Genomic DNA, 18464 nt, shown 5'->3' with positions numbered 1-18464 from the left:
TTTGTTGACCATTACAGTTGACCATTACAGAGTGAGTTTATCAGTTCAGTAGCTTGTTTGCGGTCGTTACGTATCACAGCTTGTAGGGTATTGAGTGCATTAAATAAAAAATGAGGATTAACTTGTGCATGAAGCAATTTTATTTCTGACTTTAACAAAGATTGTTTATTTCGTTCATATTGGCCAGATAGAGTTTGGGCGGATATGAGGCTAGCAATAGCCTCTCCTAAAGTAAGATTAATTGAACTAAATAATCGATTTTTTTCCTCATAAAGCTTAATAGTACCAATAACTTGTTGATTTTCTGCTCGTAACGGGATCACTAAAACTGAACCAATTTTACAGTTGATACTCATTGAGCATTGATAGGGTTCTTCATTTCCGTCTGCGTATACCACCTGATTATTTTTAATCGCACGCATTGTTGGTTTAGAAGTAAGTTTAGCACCGGCAATATGATGATCAGAGCCAATGCCAACAAAAGCGAGAATTTTTTCTGTATCAGTGATTGCAACTGCACCAATTTGTAATTGTTGATAAATAATATTAGCAACATGCATACTATTATGAGTATTAAATCCTTGGCGCAATATTCCTTCGGTATGAGCCGCAATTTTTAACGCTTGGGTAGAAAGGGCCATGGTATATTTTTCAATAATAGCTCGCCTATCCAACAAAATACGAATAAATATCGCTGCACCTATACTATTGCTAATAATCATCGGCAGGGCAATATTTTTAACCAGGGCGATAGCGTTAGCAAAGGGTTTTGTTAGTAATAAAATGATTAACATTTGCAGAATTACAACAAAAAAAGTCACACTGGCAGCAGTATAGGGATTAAATAGCTTGTTGATTTGCATCTGTTTTATGTAATAACGATGTACCAGTCCGCCAATTAAACCCTCCATAATCGTTGACAGCATGCAACTAGTTGCTGTTGCACCACCGAGTGAATAACGGTGTATTCCGCCGGTAATACCAACCAATATTCCCACACTGGGACCACCGAGGAAACCGCTTAATACGGTACCGATGGCGCGAGTGCTAGCAATTGCATCACCAATATATAAACCCAAATAGCTACCGATAATTGAAAAAGCAGCAAAGATAACATAACACATCAGCTTATGAGGGGTAAAAATCGTGACTTTTAATAATGGAATAATGAGCGGGGTTTTACTAAGTATCCAGGCGATAATTAAATAAACACACATTTGTTGGAGTAATAACAGTAATAAATCAAAGGCATACATAGTTAATCCAGTAAAAAATACATTTCATGGTATCGCATAACTGAATGAGCAAGACTAAAATTGAATGGTTACTAGTCAAAATATGCGTAGGATAAAGATTAGATTGTACAATAGTAAAGGTATACCGTCTGTTTTGTGCGATTTAGAGCACGAATTTATTAACAACTTACATTTTAAAAGCGCATACTGAATTGTTTATTAATTGCAAACAGTATAGTTGTATATGAAATAGTTAAGGTATGTTATAGTTAATATGAAAAGAAGAATCTCATTTTTAGTGCTACTGATGCTGATCGTTGTTGCGATTGCTGTATTGCTTTATACACAGAATAAGCACCTTTTGTTACAAGGGGAAGTAGATGCACCTGAAGTCATCGTTACCTCTAAAGCTAGAGGACGTGTAATTGAGCGTCATATTGAACGCGGTGACATGGTACAAAAAGGACAATTGTTGATCACCTTGGAAAGCCCGGAATTGCAAGCGCAACTAGCGGCATTGAAGGCAGTACGTGATCAAGCTAAAGCGCAACTTGATTTATCTTTAAATGGTACTCGCGAAGAGACGATCCGTAATGTTCAAGCTGTATTAAAACAGGCCCAATCCCAATATACCAATGCAAATAACGAATATATCCGACTGAATAATTTATCGGGTAAAGGCTATGTTTCGGCTAATGAGTTAGATAAAGCACGGCGGGCGAAAGATGTCGCTTTCCATCAGGTAAATAGCGCTCAGGCGCAATTAGATGAAGCTAAAAATGGTGATCGCGTTGAATTGCGGAATAAATATGCTGCTGCATTACGGCAAACCGAGCAACAAATGATTGAGTTGCAGGTGCAAGTTGATGATTTACTTGTTAAAGCACCGGTTGATGGTGAAGTTGGCCCCATACCGGCCGAAGTTGGCGAATTATTTAATGCCAATAGCCCACTGCTGACACTTGTTCGTTTGCCACAGGCCTACTTTATTTATAATTTACGCGAAGATATTATGGCCTACGTTCGTAAAGGCGATAAGGTATCGATACGTGTTCCTGCTTTACAGGACAAAATTATTGTAGCGGAAATACGCTATATTGCACCAATGGGCGACTATGCAACTAAACGCGCAACACGTGCAACTGGAGACTTTGATTTAAGAACATTTGAAGTACGCCTTTATCCACTAGAGCCTATTGATGGATTGCGTCCTGGGATGAGCGCACTGTGGGCTTGGGATAAATAGATGTTTTTTATGACAATAAAAGCAATATGGGCTAACTTTAGTTTTGCTTTTAATCAAGAAATACAGATTGCTGTTCGTAGCCCGATCCTACATTGGTTAAGTTGGATATTTCCATTACTTCTATTTATATTAGTAAGCGCTAACTTTTCTGAAGGAACCTTGTTAAATCTTCCTGTTTCAGTGGTTGATCATGACCATAGCCTATTATCAAATAAGTTAATTCGTAATTTAAATGCAGCGCCACATGCTGATATTAAAGCGATTGATGGCACAATCAATACTTCGTTATTACGTTTAGGCAGTGCTAAAGATTATGCTTTGCTCTACATTCCCTCTCATTTTGAAAAGGATGTTCTTACGGGTCGGCAACCGACAGTCAGAATGTATTATAATGCCTTATTTTATGCCTCTGGCAGTTATGCCATCCAAGATTTTAGCGGGGTAATCGCTCAACTGAATGCACAATTCCGTCCAATATTAGCTTCATCAATGGGACGTAGTATACCTCCTTTGGCCAGAGTTACCCTCTCTTATGACAGTCTGTTTAACCCTAGTGGAAACTATATCTATTATCAGCAATTTGCTGCTACTATCCATATGTTACAGTTGTTTGTTATCACTTGTACTATCTATATTATGTCGCGTGGCACGGCATTATTAACCAACAAAACATTTACCAGTGCATTATTAGGCAAATTGGCGCCTTACACCCTGTTTTTTACCACATTATTATTAATTGAAATTGCTGCTCTCTCTTTTTTCTTTGACGCTAAAATTACCGGTAACCCATTTTACCTTTTGCTGGTGGGCTTTTTTTATGTCATTGCCGCCCAGAGTGTCGGTATGTTGTTATTCGTTTTTACCAAAAGTATTTTTACTGCCTATAGTTTGATCGGCATGTTGGTTAGCCTGGCATTAGCTTTTTCCGGTTTTGCCATGCCAATAATGGCAATGGCTTGGCCCGCGCAGATTGTGGCAAATATTCAACCACTTACTTATGCATTAAATGTGATGTTTGATATTTTTTTGCGAGAGGTTTCTTTGCTACGCGTCATGCAAGTCTGTTTAATATTACTAATTTACCCTGCTATTTGTGCCTTTTTGATACGTAATCGCCTGTTAACAAGGCTAAGAATGCAGGAGGCCTTTTGATAAAGCTATATTTGCGGACTTTTTATCGGGTATTACTTGGCATGTTGGCAAAGCCTATGTGGTTATTGTTGTTGATTTCGTTATCGATTATGAGTCTGGTTTATATTCGGCCAGTACTGTGGGATTTGCCGGTAGCAATTATTAATCAAGATCATAGTTCTGCTAGCCGCTTACTGATGAACCGGTTGGATACGATACCAAAAATAAAATTACGCAGTTATGATGATTTGGCCAGAGCAAGGGCTGATATGCGTGAACGGAAATTGTTTGCCATTATTCTTATTCCTATCGATTTTGAAAAGAGTTTACTCAATGGTAAAAATATTGCGGTACCCGTTTATGGTGATGGTACTAATCGACTTGCCAGCGGCCAAATACAGCAAGAAATTTCCTCTGCTTATATTCAGTTGTTAAATGAATATAATACTCAACGGCTAAGAAATGCAGGGTTTACTGATCAACAGGCCAGTACATTATTAACACCCATTAAAGGAATAACAGAACCTTTATTTAATCCGGGCCTGAGTTTTGCTGCGATTGTTTTTCCAGGTTTATTGGTCATGTTATTACAACACTCACTGTTAGTCGCTTGTGTGAAAGCCTATATTGACGTTCACAAAGCGGCAAACGGCAAAATTTCATCCGCTGTTTATCTGGGGGCATGGTCAGCGTTGCTACCCATTTGGTTATTCCTGTCGGCCATCTTTTTTGCACTTTGGCCTTGGGTATTGGGTTACCGACAAGAAGCACCACTTTATCAGCTTGTGATCGTCACCTTACCATTCTTATTGGCGGTTTTAGGATTAGGTAAGTTTGTTACCGAATTTTTACGTAGTGTCGAAATGATTTATCTAACACTGGCTTTTCTAACCACGCCGGTATTTTATATTTCAGGCGCTATTTGGCCATTACAAGCAATGCCGGATTGGGTAAGAATGATTGCTTATTCCTTACCTTCAACATGGGCAATAAAAGCGATAGCGGGTATTAACCAACTTGATTTAAGTTTATCTGACGTAGGTATTGATATCTTGATGATGCTAATGTTAGGCACAATTTATGCGTTACTGGGCATATTGATCAATATGTTACGTAGTGGCGAACTGCGCCAGTTCAGCCACCATTTGCGTTGTTTATTGAAAAGAAAAAAACGTTATTAATTTTTATGGTATAAGCGATAAACCGGCTGCGTGCCGCCAAAAGCCGTTACAGTTTGTATCATTAGTTAATGTTAGTGGATACTGACCTTGCTGATTAGCTCTAAATTGTTCCAAAATACTGAGTGAATCTAGATTTTCAGCGGAGATCCGCACGATATCGACTAATCCGGCCATTGACGTTTGTTCATTGCCTAGATTATAGCAGTAGCCACTTTGCGTCTGGGTACCATTTAGGGTAAAGAGTAATTGCTTTTCCTGCGAAAAGACTTTTCTACCCTGTGGATATTTTTCACAACAAGTATCACAGTTATCTTTATGGCGATTTTCTGAGCGGGCAGTAAAACAGCGGGCTGACAGAGCTAATGGTAGATGTCCATAACCAAATACTTCGACTTCAAAATTGTGGCGAAATCCTAGCTGTTCACATTGATAAAGCAGATCTTGTAACCAATCACGAGAAAGTTCAATCGGTAAGCACCAACGTATCATTCCTTGGCGATAAAGCAGGCGTAAGGTATAGGCATTGTAGCAATTGAGTCCATATCCTGCCATAAAGGGTATTTTTTGCTCAATAAGCTTATTAACGACACCGAAATCGTGCGCTTCAACTAAAAATTCACTATTATCGACCAATTTAGCTATTTGTCGAAGCTCGGCCGCGTTTTGCAATAAAGATAAACTAGAGATTACTACTTGTTTACCGTGTAAAGTTATTTCTTTTGCCAGTTCAAGCCAGTCTGCTGCTTGCATTTCTCGACGCTTACTACAAACCGTTTCACCAAGATAAATAATATCGGCGCTACTGTTCATCGCTTTTTGATAAAACTGAATTAATGTTTCTTTTGACCAATAATAAAGTACTGAACCTAAGGAATATTTCATTTTTCGTCTTATCCTATTGCCATTTACGATGATAAGCACCTAATGTGGTCTGTTTACCTTCAGAGAGATTTTCCAATACATTGCTCCAGTTTTGATTGGTAATGAATTTTTTAGGATCATTTTTGCAATAATCAATAGCTTGCCGCCAGATATGGGTAACGTCGCCAACATAAGTTGGGCTTCGCTGGCGGCCTTCGATTTTGACAGCGGCAATATCTGCCAGCATCAATTCTGGTAACAATTCCAACGTATTTAGGCTAGTAGGCTCTTCTAATACATGATATTTTTTTCCATTGAGACAGTATCTTCCTTTACAAAGAGTTGGGTAACTAGCATTTTCATTATTTGAATAGCAATCGATTAAAATGTTATTTAAGCGCGACTCCATACCTTGGTCGGTTTGTTGCCAGCGTACAAATCGGGCTGGAGAACAAGCCCCCACGGTATTGGGTGATTCTCCTGTCAGATAAGAAGAAAGATAACAGCGTCCTTCCGCCATGATGCAAAGGCTGCCGAAAGCAAAAACTTCCAATGCTACCGGGCTGGTTTTGGCTAACTGTTTAACTTGATGTAATAATAGAACACGAGGAAGCACTATTCGTTGGACAGCGAAATTACGGTGATAAAATTGAATCGCTGCAATATTTGTCACTGAAGCTTGAACGGAAACATGACGTTCAATATGGGGATATTTATTGGCCGCATATTCTAAGATAGCCAGATCAGCCAGGATCAGCGCATCAACACCGATTTGCGCAGCCATATCAACGGAGGATAGCCAGCGATTAAAACCATTGGGATGAGCAAAAGTATTGATAGCAACATGTAATTTGCAATTATGATCATGAACGTATTTGACGGCTTCAACCAATTTTTTTTCGCTAAAATTTAAACCAGCAAAATGACGTGCATTAGTGTCATCTTTAAAACCAATATAGACCGCATCAGCACCATTATCGACAGCTACTTTTAAGGCAGGTAGGTTACCTGCCGGACATAATAATTCCATTGATGATCCTAGCGTATAGTTAGATGTCTATCGATTGTAGTCAAGGTGTAATATGGTTGTTTTGACTTAAACCAGATTACTTTCTTTTGTGAATTGATTTTACTAGATGGAGCATAAAATTGAACGGACTTAATCGATTGTTGGTTAAATTTTGATGTGGATTCAAGGATATTAATTAATAATTTGGCAGAATTGATGATTATCATTAATGCTTAAAAATATATCATAAAAGAGTAAGAGGAATTTGCAACGTGTTAAAAAAAATTCGCCAGCAGATTATCCAACAAGGGCCTAAATTGATGCGTTTACCATTAAAAGCTACACCTTTTATATTAGAGCGTCAAATTCTGGAGCAATTACTAAGTTGGCAATTTCAGCAGGCATTAAACGATGGCGAACTGGATTTTTTGCAGAATAAATGGCTAAGAGTTGAGGTGCAAGATGTACAACTTGTTTGGTATATTAGCCTGCAGGCAGGTAAAATCATAGTTAGTAAGGATCAACAAGCAGATGTCAGTTTTTGTAGTGATGCGAATGATTTAATTTTAATTGCCGCGCGTAAAGAAGATCCTGACACCTTATTTTTCCAACGTCGATTGCATATCGAAGGTGATACAGAGCTTGGTTTGTATGTAAAAAACCTGTTAGATGCATTTGAGTTAGAGACCATGCCGGCAATTTTACGTTTTGGTTTATTGCAATTAGCCGATTTGATTAAACTAGTACAAAATGAAAATATTGATTATAAAGAGCGTGCATTATCATGCTAATTCGAGTTGAAATTCCTATTGATGCGCCAGGTATTGATCAATTATTACGTCAAACTTTTCCCACCAATGCTGAGGCTGATTTGGTGCAGAAATTGCGTCAGGACGGTTTATTGGTATTGGGAATGGTGGCGACTGATGATAAAGGAAAAATTATTGGCTATATCGGTTTTACGTTAGTAGATGTCAACGGTGATAAGGAGTGTCAATGGGTGGGGTTAGCGCCATTAGTTGTTGATAGCGCTTATCAGCGACAAGGTATTGGGGCAAAATTGGTTTGTGAGGGATTAGATAGTCTAAACGAATTTGGTTATAAAGCGGTAGTAGTGTTGGGTGATCCGGACTATTACCGTCGTTTTGGTTTTACTCAGGCTTTACCGCATAAATTAACATGTAAATGGCCTGGAATGGAGGCCTATTTTCAAGTTTATGCGTTAGATAATGGTAATTTAGCCGATTATTCAGGATTGGTTAATTTTTCGTCTTATTTTGATGATTGCTAATTTGGCAAGATAACCAACCAGATCTAAAGGTTGGTCTGCGACAAGTTGTTCTTTTTGTGCTTTGGTTAATTGTTTTATTTGATATTCTAAGGACAATGCCTCTGAATGACTTGTTAGTTGGCATTGGTAGACTAATAAAAGAGGGGGTTTACCTCTTAAAGCTTTAGCACCTTTGCCTAAGAGATGTTGTTGTAGGCGGCGCTCGATATCTGTGGTGATACCAGTATAAAGCGCATTTTGTCCATTTCTTATCAAGTAAATTGACCAATGCTTTTTCATCATATTGGTTTGATTAAATTAGGTTTTAGTTAATTTTATAGAAAAAATAAGTCAATTTTCTATACTGATTTTGTGGTGATTATGTGCCCTATAAGGTGTGTAAACGCTATTTTAACAAAATTAAAAGAATTATTTTTTATATGTTATTCATTTTTTTTGAAAGACAGCAACAAAAAAAACTAATCCAAAATTTTAACTAGTGCCTATACTATGATCTATATCACAGGAATAACCAATAATATTTCTGAATGATAATAATCAATTAAGGAGTTTATGATGAAAAAATTACCAGCTGCTTTAATTTTGGTTTTAGGTGCGTTGTCATTCGGCGCAATCGCTGATGAGGCAAAACAAGTCATGCAATTTCCTGCCCAGCAGCCAATGGATGTTGTCTCTGTTGTTGTGGGAGAAACGCCTACTAGTGCCGTTGAGCAGTTAGCTAAAGAAGCTACCAAAAAAGGGGCAACTAGCTATTATGTTACCTTTTTAGCCTATACACAAAATAAAGTACAAGCTAATGCCCGCATCTATGGTAACAGTCAAGCTACTTCTCCAGCCTATAGATAATTGGTAGTATAAATTATCGGATGATGATAGCGCTTTAATTTTTGATAAAAACACGCTGAAGAGTTATTCTCAGCGTGTTTTTACTTAAGGATATATATTACGACTATGTTAGCTGATCAATCATCATTAGCTATTATGCGACAATATCTTTCGCGTCAGCATGTTTTTTCACTATTTACCTCTTTTCAGTCAGATGTCTGGCCTGCCATTTGTTTTTATACCTTTAACTCCCAAACGATGTCGTTATATTTTTTGACTGAAACCAGTACTTGCCATGGGCAACTGATGCTTAAAAACCCGTTTGTGGCTGGCACTATTTGTTGTCAAAATAAAATAGTGGCCAACATAAAAGGAATACAATTTATCGGTAAAGTCGATTCTCTAACCGGCAAAGAAGAAAAGCAAGCCAGGCAAGATTATAATCGACGATTTCCAGTCGCTATGGCAGCCAGTATCCCTATTTGGCAATTATCTTTACAACAGATAAAAATGGTCAATAATAAGTTAGGTTTTGGCACTAAACTGGTCTGGCATCGTGATAGTTAATTCAGTCTATGGATCACTTGATTATGACTACCTCGCCATAATAGATTTGGGTCATAGCGCGCTTGAATAAATTTACCATCAACTAATACATCAAGATAGTTAACCACGGCTCGTTGATTATCAGTTAATTGGTTAAGGGTATAACCGGTCCACAACCAAATATCTTTATCTGGGCATTCGTGTTTAATGCGTTTAACCAGTTGTAAAATCGTCTCTACATTTTGTGGATGTAATGGGTCACCGCCAGAGAGGGAAAGTCCCTGACGAACGATCCTTTGGTCTTGCAAATTAGTGATGATTTGATTTTCTATTGCTTCGGTAAACGGTTTACCCGAATCAATTTTCCAGGTGCTTTTGTTGTAACAACCTTTGCATTGATGGAGACAGCCAGCGACAAATAACGTACAACGTGTTCCTGGGCCATTGACCACATCAACCGGGTAATATCGATGATAATTCATAATCATTATCCAAGTTGACCATTTTTCAAATGTTTAACGCGTCGTTTGACTTCTTCTTGTTTACCACTATTGAATGGTCTAGCATCGGGACTGCCAAGATAACCACAAACGCGGCGAATAACCGAAACGCGGGTTGGATCATGATTGTCGCAAGATGGGCAGACGAATCCTTTACTGGTACAGGCAAATTCACCTGCAAAACCACATTCATAACACTCGTCAATTGGGGTATTGGTGCCATAATAGGGGATATGGTGGTAACTGTAATCCCAGACATCTTCTAATGCTTTTAAGTTATGCTGTAAGTTTGGATATTCACCGTAGCAGATAAAGCCGCCATTGGCTAAAGCTGGGTAAGGGGCTTCAAAGTCAATTTTATCGTAGGGATTGACTTGTTTTTCGACATCCAGATGAAAACTATTGGTATAGTATCCTTTATCAGTAACCCCCTCAATTAAACCGAATTCAGCCACATCTAAGCGACAGAATCGGTCACATAAATTCTCACTGGGGGTACTATATAAGCTAAATCCATAGCCGGTTTCAGCTTTCCAGTGATCTGTCGCTGCACGTAGCTGCTTAATGATCTGATAGGATTTTTGTCGCAGAGTTTGATCATCAAAAACATGTTGTTGCGTACCATAAAGTGCATTGATTGTTTCATGCAGGCCGATATAACCTAAAGAGATCGATGCACGACCACGTTTAAATATTTCAGCAATATTGTCTTCTGCTTGTAAACGAACGCCACAAGCACCTTCCATATAAAGAATTGGGGCGACACGCGCTTTGACATTTTCCAGTCTGGCGATACGCGTCATCAGTGCTTTTTTGGTAATTGCCAATCTGTTATCCAATATTTGGTAAAATCGTTGTTCGTCACCTTTGGCCTCAATTGCTATCCGGGGCAAGTTAATACTGATCACACCGAGATTATTACGTCCTTCATGAATAGCTTGACCTTGCTCTTCATAAACGCCCAAGAAACTGCGGCAACCCATCGGTGTTTTGAAAGAGCCGGTGACGTTTACCACCTGCTCGTAGTTAAGAATATCTGGATACATCCGTTTACTGGCACATTCAAGTGCAAGCTGTTTAATGTCGTATTTGGGATCGCCATATTGGTGATTGACCCCCTTACGGATAGCAAAAACTAATTTTGGAAATACCGCGGTTTTACGATTTTTACCTAATCCAGCTAAACGATTTTGTAAGATAGATTTTTGGATTAACCGTGACTCTTTTGAGGTTCCTAAGCCAAACCCAAAGGTAACAAAAGGTGTTTGGCCATTTGCAGTGTGCAGTGTATTGACTTCATATTCTAGTGATTGAAAAGCGTCATAACACTCTTTTTCTGTTCTGCTCTCAGCATAGGCAAATTGGTCGGCAATTTGCCATTCTTTGGCAATTTTTAAGTGTTTTTTATAGCTCGCCTGAACAAATGGAGCCAGCACTTCATCGATACGATTAATGGTAGTACCACCATAAATATGGCTGGCCACTTGGGCTATAATTTGTGCTGTGACGGCGGTGGCGGTTGAAATTGATTTTGGTGGCTCAATTTCAGCATTGCCCATTTTAAAACCTTTGGTTAACATGCCTTGCAAATCGATCAGCATACAGTTAAACATTGGAAAAAATGGTGAGTAATCCAGATCATGATAGTGAATTTCGCCACGTTCATGCGCCATAACGACATCACGCGGTAAAATATGTTGTTTAGCATAATGTTTAGCAACAATACCTGCTAATAAATCGCGTTGAGTTGGAATAACCTTACTGTCCTTATTCGCATTCTCATTAAGTAACGAAACATTACTTTGCTCAATTAAGCCGCGAATTTCGTGAGTGAGACGGCTACGTTGTTCTCTGGCAATGTCCCGTTCATGGCGATATTCAATGTAATTTCTGGCCAGATCTTTATAAAGACCCGCCATCAGTTGATTTTCAACTGCATCTTGAATTTCATGAATATCAACGGTTTGGCGGTTGCCTAATTGTTGTTCGACGACTGAGGCGACAACTGCACAATATTGATCATCGCAAATCCCAGTGGCAGTGGCTGCACGCATGACGGCTTCTTTGATCCGATTTTTATCAAAAACGACCTGACAACCATCGCGTTTAATAACTACTGTTTTCACAATAGGCTCCTCCAATTATTATCCACAACTTAATCACAATTAATCAGGTAGCATTAAATTGGGGATAACTTGTCTATAAATTCTATATCTAGTGCTTTTAAGTATATTAAAGCACAATATATAGTATTTTGAGGTTATTTAGCAGGGCTTTTATTGATCTAAAACAAAGAAGTTTGATGTTGTTTGCTTTTTAGCTAAATGTTAATAACAGCAGAGAGGTTTAAGTTGCTAATTATTTAAAAATCTTTATAGAAAAAGTTTCTATAAAGATTTGGTTAAGTAAATGGTTAAATCATAAGCGTTAGCTAAGTTTGATTAGGCATAATATCAAAGTTAGGGGTTTTTATTAACGAATAGCTATCGCTTCAATTTCAATGCCAACATCTTTTGGTAAGCGAGCAACTTCGACGCAAGAACGAGCAGGATAAGGCGCATTATGTTGGTTAAAAAACGCTTCATAAGTGGCATTTACTCTCGCAAAATCATTCATATCTTTAACAAAAACGGTAGTTTTAACAATATTAGCCACACTGAGCCCCGCTTTTTCTACGATAGCCTGAATATTTTTTAGTGACTGTGTTGTTTGGGCAATTATGTCTTCAGCTATTTCACCGGTTTTCGGATCAATCGGAATTTGGCCGGATGTAATAAGCATGTTGCCAAGATCAACACCTTGCACATAAGGGCCGATAGCTGCTGGTGCATTTTCAGTTTTAATTTCGTATGACATAAGTTGTTATTTACCTTGTAGTCTAAAAGTTAATTATAAATTTACTACCACCACTATTCTAGTGGTCGACATGAATGAGAGGGTTATATAATACTGCATTACATATTATTAATTACCGCATGTCGATCAAAGGTTTTTTCACAATATTTGCATATCAGAATGACTTCATTATGTCGCTGCTTAATGGTAAAACTGCTACTGACCGGTTCATTATTGCTAATGCAGTTACTGTTAGGACAGATCAAAACTGCATCAATTTGCTCAGGTAAGGTAATTGATAGCTTTTTTTCCACTTTATAGTCTTTAATACAGTTAACCGTGGCATGGGGAGCATACATTGCCAGTTCGTTTGCTTGTTCAGGGGTGAGAAAGGTATTTTCAATTTTAATCAGATCTTTTTTACCTAAGTGATTAGAAGGTAGATTTAAACCTATGGTAATACGCTGATCAGTTTGCGTTAATTTAAACAACGAAAGTAATTTAAAACCCATTTGGGCAGGAATATGGTCGATAACGGTGCCACAGCTAATTGCTTCTACTTGTAATTCGTGGTTATTTGCCATAATTGAATGCCTCAGAAATTAATGGTTTTATTTAAGATCAGTGCTAGAAGTGCTTGTCGTGCATAAATACCATTACCGGCTTGCTGAAAATAGTAAGCATGTGATGTTTTATCAACATCTGTAGTAATTTCGTCCATGCGTGGTAGAGGATGTAAAACTTTCATGCCAGGTTTAGCGACAGCTAATTCATGGCTGTTTAAAATGAATTGGGCTTTAACATTGGCATATTCAGAAGGATCTAAACGTTCTTTTTGCACTCGAGTTATATAGAGAATGTCCAGTTTTGGCAAGACCGCCTCTATGTTGTCATGTAAGCTATAAGTTACCCCTTTTTCTTCTAGCAGATGAAGGATATGAGCTGGCATCGATAAAGCTTCAGGTGCAATAAAATAGAGATGATTATTATCAAACTTCGATAATGCTTGGGTTAATGAATGAACGGTTCGGCCATATTTTAGGTCACCAACCATCGCAATATGCAAATTATTTAAGCTGCCTTGGCTCTCTTGAATGGTAAATAGATCGAGTAATGTCTGGGTAGGATGTTGGTTGGCACCATCACCGGCATTGATCACCGGAATTTTTCCTGAAAATTGAGCCGCTAAACGTGATGCACCCTCTTGTGGATGACGGATAACAATGGCATCAACATATTGGCTAATAACCGATATCGTATCTGCCAAGGTTTCGCCTTTTTTACCTAACGAAGTATTATTACTGTCGGAAAAACCCACCACCGAAGCACCTAAGCGGTGAATGGCTGTTTCGAATGAAAGGCGTGTACGGGTGGAAGCTTCAAAGAAACAACTGGCAATCACTTTATGTTTTAGCAGATTCGGTTGGGGATGTTGTTTTAGTGATGTAGCAACTTCAAGTACAGTGAGTAGATCTTCACGCTTTAAATCATTAATCGAGATTATGTCTCGAAGATACAACGGATTAACCATCGTGTTGTTCCTCCTTTCTTTGTGCCATATCTAAGTATTGTTATGCCAAAAAAAAGCCCCTCATTGAGGGGCTTGAATAAATAGGGTTAATTGAGGAGGAAATGCAATAACTAAATAGCCCAATGGCAGCAATGCATATATTGATTCTTTTAAGCATTGGTTATGCATTTCTTCTCCCACAAAAATTTTGGCGCATTATACGCCGCTCTGTCAGTATAGCAAGTGATTACAGAAAGAAAATTGAAAAAATGGTTAAAAATATAATGCATTGAATTCAGAAAAAATTTTTGCGCGGTAATAAAATAATTGTTACTGAATCTACTGAGGAATATTTTGGCAACATTAAACCTACAATTCTTAGCTGCCAATAATCAAATGGGTGGTATATTTTTCGTTATCTGCTAATCGAAAATCAATTTTTTTGTTGATATTCACTTAAATAATCATACCCGAGTTGCTTTTTATTAAACAGAACTCGGTAACTTTACTTATTTTTTTATATTGAACTTATATTCAAATCATGATCATAAAAAATCCAAATCAATCTGAATATAAATTTCTTTGTTGTAATAGTAGCTCTCCTTCGTTGGCTATGGGAGAATGCAAAAGTTACTGTCATATTAATACAGAGGGAGCGCGACATGGTTAATAAAAAAGTACTAGGAGAGCAGCACGCAGATACCCGTTTGGATGTTGAAAATGTAGCGACGGATAGCAGTGATCCTAATGTGTTTTATGAAATAGAGCAGTACCTTTCAGCTGAAGAGTTGACGTCGTTTAAAAAAGCATTATCAGAACAGCAAATTTCCACAGAAAATTTGTTACTGGAGCAAAAAGCAGTTGCAGAGCAGCGAGCAGAAACGCATTCAATCATCGAAGAATTATTGGAAGATGGTAGTGATCCGAATGCTTTGTATGAAATAGAACATCACTTTTCGGCCAAAGACTTTAAGTTATTGGAAAAAGCGGCAATAGTGGCATTTAAATTGGGTTATGAAGTGCATGATGCTGAAGAGCTAGAAATTGAAGATGGTACAGTACTGATGTGTTGTGATGTCTATCGAGATAGCGCGCTTGATGCAGAATTAATTGATAAGCAAGTCGTACAATTGATGATGTTAACTGAAAAAATTGGCATTAACTATGATGGTTGGGGTACTTTCTTTGAAGATCCTAATTATGATGATGCGGAAGAAAAAGACGTCGAGCCGAAGGCATTACACTAGAATCAAATTGTTAGAATAGAAAGGACAGGGATTATAAATCAGCTGATGATGCATATTGAGTTGAGTAAGTAGGGTGGTTAGAGTAAATTTGTCAGTTAACAACACTGCTACATAAAGTAGCAGTGTTGTTTCTTATTTAAAGTGAGCTAATAGTTACTTTTTGATTAGTAAGTTTTTGTTTTGCTGCTAAATGTCCCGCCAGGCGCTCACGCTCTTTTTCAACAACAGCAGCAGGCGCTCGGCCGACAAAACTATCGTTAGCTAACTTGTTTTCAATCGCCGCTATCTCTTTGGTTAATTTATCCAGCTCTTTATCTAGCCGCGCTAGTTCGGTATCTTTATCGACTAAATCTGCCATTGGGATCAACACTTCTGCACCATCTATCAGTTTAGTTACAGCAAGTGGTGTTGGTTGCTGTTCATCCAAAATAGTAATAGAACTAAGGCGGGCCATTGCTTGAATAAAATTCAGATTTTCTGTAATACGCCGTTTGGTTGCATGATTAGCACCACGTAGTAGCAGATCTAATGGCTTACCGGGTGAGATATTCATTTCTGCCCGAATGTTACGTATGGCAATAATCAGTTCTTTGATCCATTCCAGATCATAACGCGCCTCTTCATCAACTTTGGCTGGTTCAAAGATTGGGAAAGGCTGTAACATAATAGTGTCTTGTTGGATGCCTTTAATTACTTTCACCCGTTGCCAAATCGTCTCGGTAATAAATGGAATAATAGGATGTGCCAGCCGTAATAGGCTTTCCAGTATTTCAATCAAGGTATAACGTGTGGCACGAATTTCTGTCTCATTTCCTTTATGGATAGCCGGCTTAGACAGTTCTAAGTACCAATCGCAGAACTGGTTCCAGGTAAACTCATACAAAATATTGGCAGCGATATCAAAGCGATAAGTATCCAATGCTTCACGATACAATTTTACCGTTTGGTTAAATTCTGCCATGATCCAGCGATCAGCCAGCGAAAAAGTCATTTCCCCACCATGCTGACCACAATCTAGACCTTCTGTATTCATCAGGACATAACGACTGGCATTCCAAAGTTTATTACAAAAATTGCGATAACCAGTAAGACGTTTCATATCCCAATTGATGTCTCGCCCGGTCGACGCTAATGCTGCAAGCGTAAAGCGTAAAGCGTCAGTACCATGCGCTTCGATGCCTTGCGGATATTCTTTACGGGTACGTTTAGCAATTTTTTCGGCTAATTGGGGTTGCATCATATTGCCAGTACGTTTTGTCAGTAAATCTTCCAGCGAGATACCATCGATCATATCCAATGGATCGATGACATTGCCTTTGGATTTTGACATTTTTTGCCCTTCTTCATCGCGGATCAGGCCTGTCATATAGACGGTTTTAAAAGGAATTTGCCCTTGGCCATTTTCATCTTTGATGAAATACATCGTCAGCATGATCATGCGGGCTATCCAGAAAAAGATAATATCAAAGCCACTAACCAACACATCCGTTGGATGGAAAGTTTTTAACGCCTCGCTATTTTCTGGCCAGCCTAATGTTGAAAAGGTCCACAGACCAGAAGAGAACCAGGTATCTAATACATCTTCATCTTGATGTAGGCTAATATCAGCGCTGAGGTTGTTCTCTCGACGAACTTCCTCTTCGTTATGTCCGACATAGACGTTACCGTTTTTATCATACCAGGCGGGTATTCTATGTCCCCACCATAATTGGCGTGAAATACACCAATCTTGAATATCCTGCATCCAGGAAAAATACATATTCTCATACTGTTTAGGAACAAACTGAATACGGCCATCTTTTACCGCCGCAATGGCTTGCTCTGCTAATGGTAGGGTACGAACATACCATTGATCTGTCAGCATGGGTTCAATAACAACACCGCCACGATCGCCATAAGGGATGGTAAGTTGATGCGGCTTTACGGCAACTAATAATCCTAATTTTTCTAATTCGCTGACCATCGCTTTACGGGCAGCAAAACGTTCTATTCCCTGATAGTTTGTAGGGATTGTTGTGGTATAAATAGTGCTAGGGTTGCCTGCGTTGTCGAATACTTCAGCTTGTTGGCGGATATGGCCATTGAAATCGAAAATATTGATCATTGGCAACTGATGACGTTTTCCCACTTCATAGTCGTTAAAATCGTGTGCTGGTGTGATCTTCACACAGCCGGTGCCTTTTTCCATATCGGCGTGTTCATCACCGACGATAGGAATACGGCGATTAACCAATGGCAGTATAATTTGTTTGCCGATTAAATCCTTATAGCGCGGATCAGCGGGATTAACTGCAACACCCGTATCACCAAGCATGGTTTCTGGTCGAGTCGTGGCAACAACCAGATAATCTTGGCCTTCGGCAGTTTTTACCCCATCAGCAAGGGGATAACGTAAATGCCACATAAAACCGTTAACTTCTCGATTTTCAACTTCTAAATCGGAAATAGCGGTATGTAGCTTAGGATCCCAGTTAACTAATCGTTTGCCGCGATAAATAAGATCATCTTGATAGAGCCGAATAAATGCTTCTTTTACTGCTTTCGAGAGGCCTTCATCCATGGTAAAGCGTTCACGTTGCCAATCAACAGAGTCACCCAGTCGTCGCATTTGCTGAGAAATATTACCGCCAGACTCGGCTTTCCATTGCCAAATTTTTTCAATAAACGCTTCTCTGCCATAGTCATGACGAGTTTTATTCTCTTCTACATCAATTTTGCGCTCAACAACCATTTGAGTGGCGATCCCCGCGTGATCTGTGCCACTTTGCCATAGGGTATTTTTTCCTTGCATGCGCTGGTAGCGAATTAAGGTATCCATGATCGTTTGCTGAAAAGCATGCCCCATATGCAGGTTACCCGTGACATTAGGCGGCGGGATCACGATACAAAAACTCTCTTTGCTGTTATCACCGTGTGGTGCAAAATAGCCGTTTTTTTCCCAGTGTGCATATAAAGGTTGTTCAATTGCAGCTGGCTGATAAGTTTTGTCGAGTGATGGCTCAGACTGAGTTTGATTTGCGGGTTTCTTTTCCATCTTGCTTCGTTAT

General features: G+C 38.8%; 17 protein-coding genes and 1 pseudogene. 8 read left to right on the top strand and 10 right to left on the bottom strand.

The genetic code is table 11. The features are described 5' to 3' along the window. Positions 1 to 29 precede the first annotated feature (29 nt). Positions 30 to 1256, bottom strand: a pseudogene (locus WH390_RS10495) (LytS/YhcK type 5TM receptor domain-containing protein); the annotation flags it as partial. 253 nt (positions 1257 to 1509) lie between these two features. On the opposite strand from WH390_RS10495, the gene WH390_RS10490 reads away from it, so the two are divergent. From WH390_RS10490 to WH390_RS10480, 3 genes are read left to right on the top strand one after another with little or no spacing between them, the layout of a single operon-like run. Next, positions 1510 to 2481 carry an HlyD family secretion protein gene (locus WH390_RS10490; protein WP_032114402.1) on the top strand — a complete coding sequence of 324 codons (972 nt, stop codon included), beginning with the start codon at positions 1510 to 1512 and terminating at the stop codon, positions 2479 to 2481. A gap of 9 nt (positions 2482 to 2490) precedes the next feature. Then, the gene (locus WH390_RS10485) at positions 2491 to 3633 is read left to right on the top strand and encodes an ABC transporter permease (protein ID WP_032114575.1); all 1143 of its coding nucleotides are present in this window, start codon (positions 2491 to 2493) and stop codon (positions 3631 to 3633) included. Then, positions 3633 to 4793: an ABC transporter permease gene (locus tag WH390_RS10480; protein WP_032114576.1), complete on the top strand. Its 1161-nt coding sequence runs from the start codon at positions 3633 to 3635 to the stop codon at positions 4791 to 4793. Before WH390_RS10485 ends, WH390_RS10480 begins: the two co-directional genes overlap by 1 nt. Before the next feature lie 3 nt (positions 4794 to 4796). Here the strand turns inward: WH390_RS10480 and WH390_RS10475 are convergent, their stop codons facing one another. Further along, positions 4797 to 5675, bottom strand: a complete 879-nt coding sequence (locus tag WH390_RS10475) for a U32 family peptidase (protein WP_406850576.1) — start codon at positions 5673 to 5675, stop codon at positions 4797 to 4799. A gap of 13 nt (positions 5676 to 5688) precedes the next feature. Continuing rightward, positions 5689 to 6684, bottom strand: a complete 996-nt coding sequence (locus WH390_RS10470) for a peptidase U32 family protein (protein WP_032114404.1) — start codon at positions 6682 to 6684, stop codon at positions 5689 to 5691. A 251-nt stretch (positions 6685 to 6935) separates the two neighbouring features. Here WH390_RS10470 and WH390_RS10465 point away from each other — a divergent pair, with 251 nt between their 5' ends. Continuing rightward, entirely contained in the window at positions 6936 to 7454 is a 519-nt protein-coding gene (locus WH390_RS10465; protein ID WP_032114405.1) for an SCP2 domain-containing protein, read from the top strand. Beyond that, positions 7448 to 7954, top strand: a complete 507-nt coding sequence (locus tag WH390_RS10460) for a GNAT family N-acetyltransferase (protein WP_032114406.1) — start codon at positions 7448 to 7450, stop codon at positions 7952 to 7954. Before WH390_RS10465 ends, WH390_RS10460 begins: the two co-directional genes overlap by 7 nt. On the opposite strand, the gene WH390_RS10455 is transcribed toward WH390_RS10460, so the two are convergent. Further along, the gene (locus WH390_RS10455) at positions 7913 to 8236 is read right to left on the bottom strand and encodes a GIY-YIG nuclease family protein (RefSeq protein ID WP_032114407.1); all 324 of its coding nucleotides are present in this window, start codon (positions 8234 to 8236) and stop codon (positions 7913 to 7915) included. The genes WH390_RS10460 and WH390_RS10455 overlap by 42 nt on opposite strands. 273 nt (positions 8237 to 8509) lie before the next feature. On the opposite strand from WH390_RS10455, the gene WH390_RS10450 reads away from it, so the two are divergent. Next, positions 8510 to 8800 (top strand): YdgH/BhsA/McbA-like domain containing protein, encoded by a 291-nt coding sequence (locus WH390_RS10450; RefSeq protein WP_032114408.1) that lies wholly within the window; start codon positions 8510 to 8512, stop codon positions 8798 to 8800. Positions 8801 to 8905: 105 nt separating this feature from the next. Further along, positions 8906 to 9346 (top strand): YhbP family protein, encoded by a 441-nt coding sequence (locus WH390_RS10445; RefSeq protein WP_032114409.1) that lies wholly within the window; start codon positions 8906 to 8908, stop codon positions 9344 to 9346. Here the strand turns inward: WH390_RS10445 and nrdG are convergent. The 5 genes from nrdG to pyrB all read right to left on the bottom strand — a co-directional run bounded on the left by nrdG (position 9343) and on the right by pyrB (position 14191). Continuing rightward, positions 9343 to 9807, bottom strand: coding sequence for an anaerobic ribonucleoside-triphosphate reductase-activating protein (nrdG, locus tag WH390_RS10440; protein ID WP_032114410.1), 465 nt, complete (start codon positions 9805 to 9807; stop codon positions 9343 to 9345). The genes WH390_RS10445 and nrdG overlap by 4 nt on opposite strands. A gap of 5 nt (positions 9808 to 9812) precedes the next feature. Continuing rightward, positions 9813 to 11951 carry an anaerobic ribonucleoside-triphosphate reductase gene (nrdD, locus tag WH390_RS10435; protein WP_032114411.1) on the bottom strand — a complete coding sequence of 713 codons (2139 nt, stop codon included), beginning with the start codon at positions 11949 to 11951 and terminating at the stop codon, positions 9813 to 9815. 346 nt (positions 11952 to 12297) lie between these two features. Beyond that, on the bottom strand, positions 12298 to 12681 hold the full coding sequence (locus tag WH390_RS10430) for a RidA family protein (RefSeq protein WP_032114412.1): 384 nt from the start codon (positions 12679 to 12681) through the stop codon (positions 12298 to 12300). A gap of 98 nt (positions 12682 to 12779) precedes the next feature. Then, on the bottom strand, positions 12780 to 13244 hold the full coding sequence (gene pyrI, locus WH390_RS10425) for an aspartate carbamoyltransferase regulatory subunit (RefSeq protein ID WP_032114413.1): 465 nt from the start codon (positions 13242 to 13244) through the stop codon (positions 12780 to 12782). A gap of 11 nt (positions 13245 to 13255) precedes the next feature. Continuing rightward, positions 13256 to 14191 carry an aspartate carbamoyltransferase gene (gene pyrB, locus WH390_RS10420; protein ID WP_032114414.1) on the bottom strand — a complete coding sequence of 312 codons (936 nt, stop codon included), beginning with the start codon at positions 14189 to 14191 and terminating at the stop codon, positions 13256 to 13258. An 818-nt stretch (positions 14192 to 15009) separates the two neighbouring features. On the opposite strand from pyrB, the gene rraB reads away from it, so the two are divergent. After that, entirely contained in the window at positions 15010 to 15417 is a 408-nt protein-coding gene (gene rraB / locus WH390_RS10415; protein ID WP_032114577.1) for a ribonuclease E inhibitor RraB, read from the top strand. A 136-nt stretch (positions 15418 to 15553) separates the two neighbouring features. On the opposite strand, the gene WH390_RS10410 is transcribed toward rraB, so the two are convergent. After that, positions 15554 to 18451 (bottom strand): valine--tRNA ligase, encoded by a 2898-nt coding sequence (locus WH390_RS10410; protein WP_032114415.1) that lies wholly within the window; start codon positions 18449 to 18451, stop codon positions 15554 to 15556. Between the last annotated feature and the right edge of the window lie 13 nt (positions 18452 to 18464).

This window comes from Candidatus Arsenophonus nilaparvatae, from assembly GCF_045346035.1.
Classification (GTDB): domain Bacteria; phylum Pseudomonadota; class Gammaproteobacteria; order Enterobacterales; family Enterobacteriaceae; genus Arsenophonus; species Arsenophonus nilaparvatae.
The sequence above is the reverse complement of the archived record's forward strand: the minus strand, read 5'-3'. Positions and strand labels throughout refer to the sequence as shown.

What these genes read in the sequence shown, in the direction of transcription:
- WH390_RS10490 (WP_032114402.1), top strand. Translation starts at nt 1,510, where the DNA reads ATGAAAAGAAGAATCTCATTTTTAGTGCTACTGATGCTGATCGTTGTT.
- WH390_RS10485 (WP_032114575.1), top strand. Translation starts at nt 2,491, where the DNA reads ATGACAATAAAAGCAATATGGGCTAACTTTAGTTTTGCTTTTAATCAA.
- WH390_RS10475 (WP_406850576.1), bottom strand. Translation starts at nt 5,675, where the DNA reads ATGAAATATTCCTTAGGTTCAGTACTTTATTATTGGTCAAAAGAAACA.
- WH390_RS10470 (WP_032114404.1), bottom strand. Translation starts at nt 6,684, where the DNA reads ATGGAATTATTATGTCCGGCAGGTAACCTACCTGCCTTAAAAGTAGCT.
- WH390_RS10460 (WP_032114406.1), top strand. Translation starts at nt 7,448, where the DNA reads ATGCTAATTCGAGTTGAAATTCCTATTGATGCGCCAGGTATTGATCAA.
- WH390_RS10455 (WP_032114407.1), bottom strand. Translation starts at nt 8,236, where the DNA reads ATGATGAAAAAGCATTGGTCAATTTACTTGATAAGAAATGGACAAAAT.
- WH390_RS10450 (WP_032114408.1), top strand. Translation starts at nt 8,510, where the DNA reads ATGAAAAAATTACCAGCTGCTTTAATTTTGGTTTTAGGTGCGTTGTCA.
- WH390_RS10445 (WP_032114409.1), top strand. Translation starts at nt 8,906, where the DNA reads ATGTTAGCTGATCAATCATCATTAGCTATTATGCGACAATATCTTTCG.
- nrdG (WP_032114410.1), bottom strand. Translation starts at nt 9,807, where the DNA reads ATGAATTATCATCGATATTACCCGGTTGATGTGGTCAATGGCCCAGGA.
- WH390_RS10430 (WP_032114412.1), bottom strand. Translation starts at nt 12,681, where the DNA reads ATGTCATACGAAATTAAAACTGAAAATGCACCAGCAGCTATCGGCCCT.
- pyrI (WP_032114413.1), bottom strand. Translation starts at nt 13,244, where the DNA reads ATGGCAAATAACCACGAATTACAAGTAGAAGCAATTAGCTGTGGCACC.
- pyrB (WP_032114414.1), bottom strand. Translation starts at nt 14,191, where the DNA reads ATGGTTAATCCGTTGTATCTTCGAGACATAATCTCGATTAATGATTTA.
- WH390_RS10410 (WP_032114415.1), bottom strand. Translation starts at nt 18,451, where the DNA reads ATGGAAAAGAAACCCGCAAATCAAACTCAGTCTGAGCCATCACTCGAC.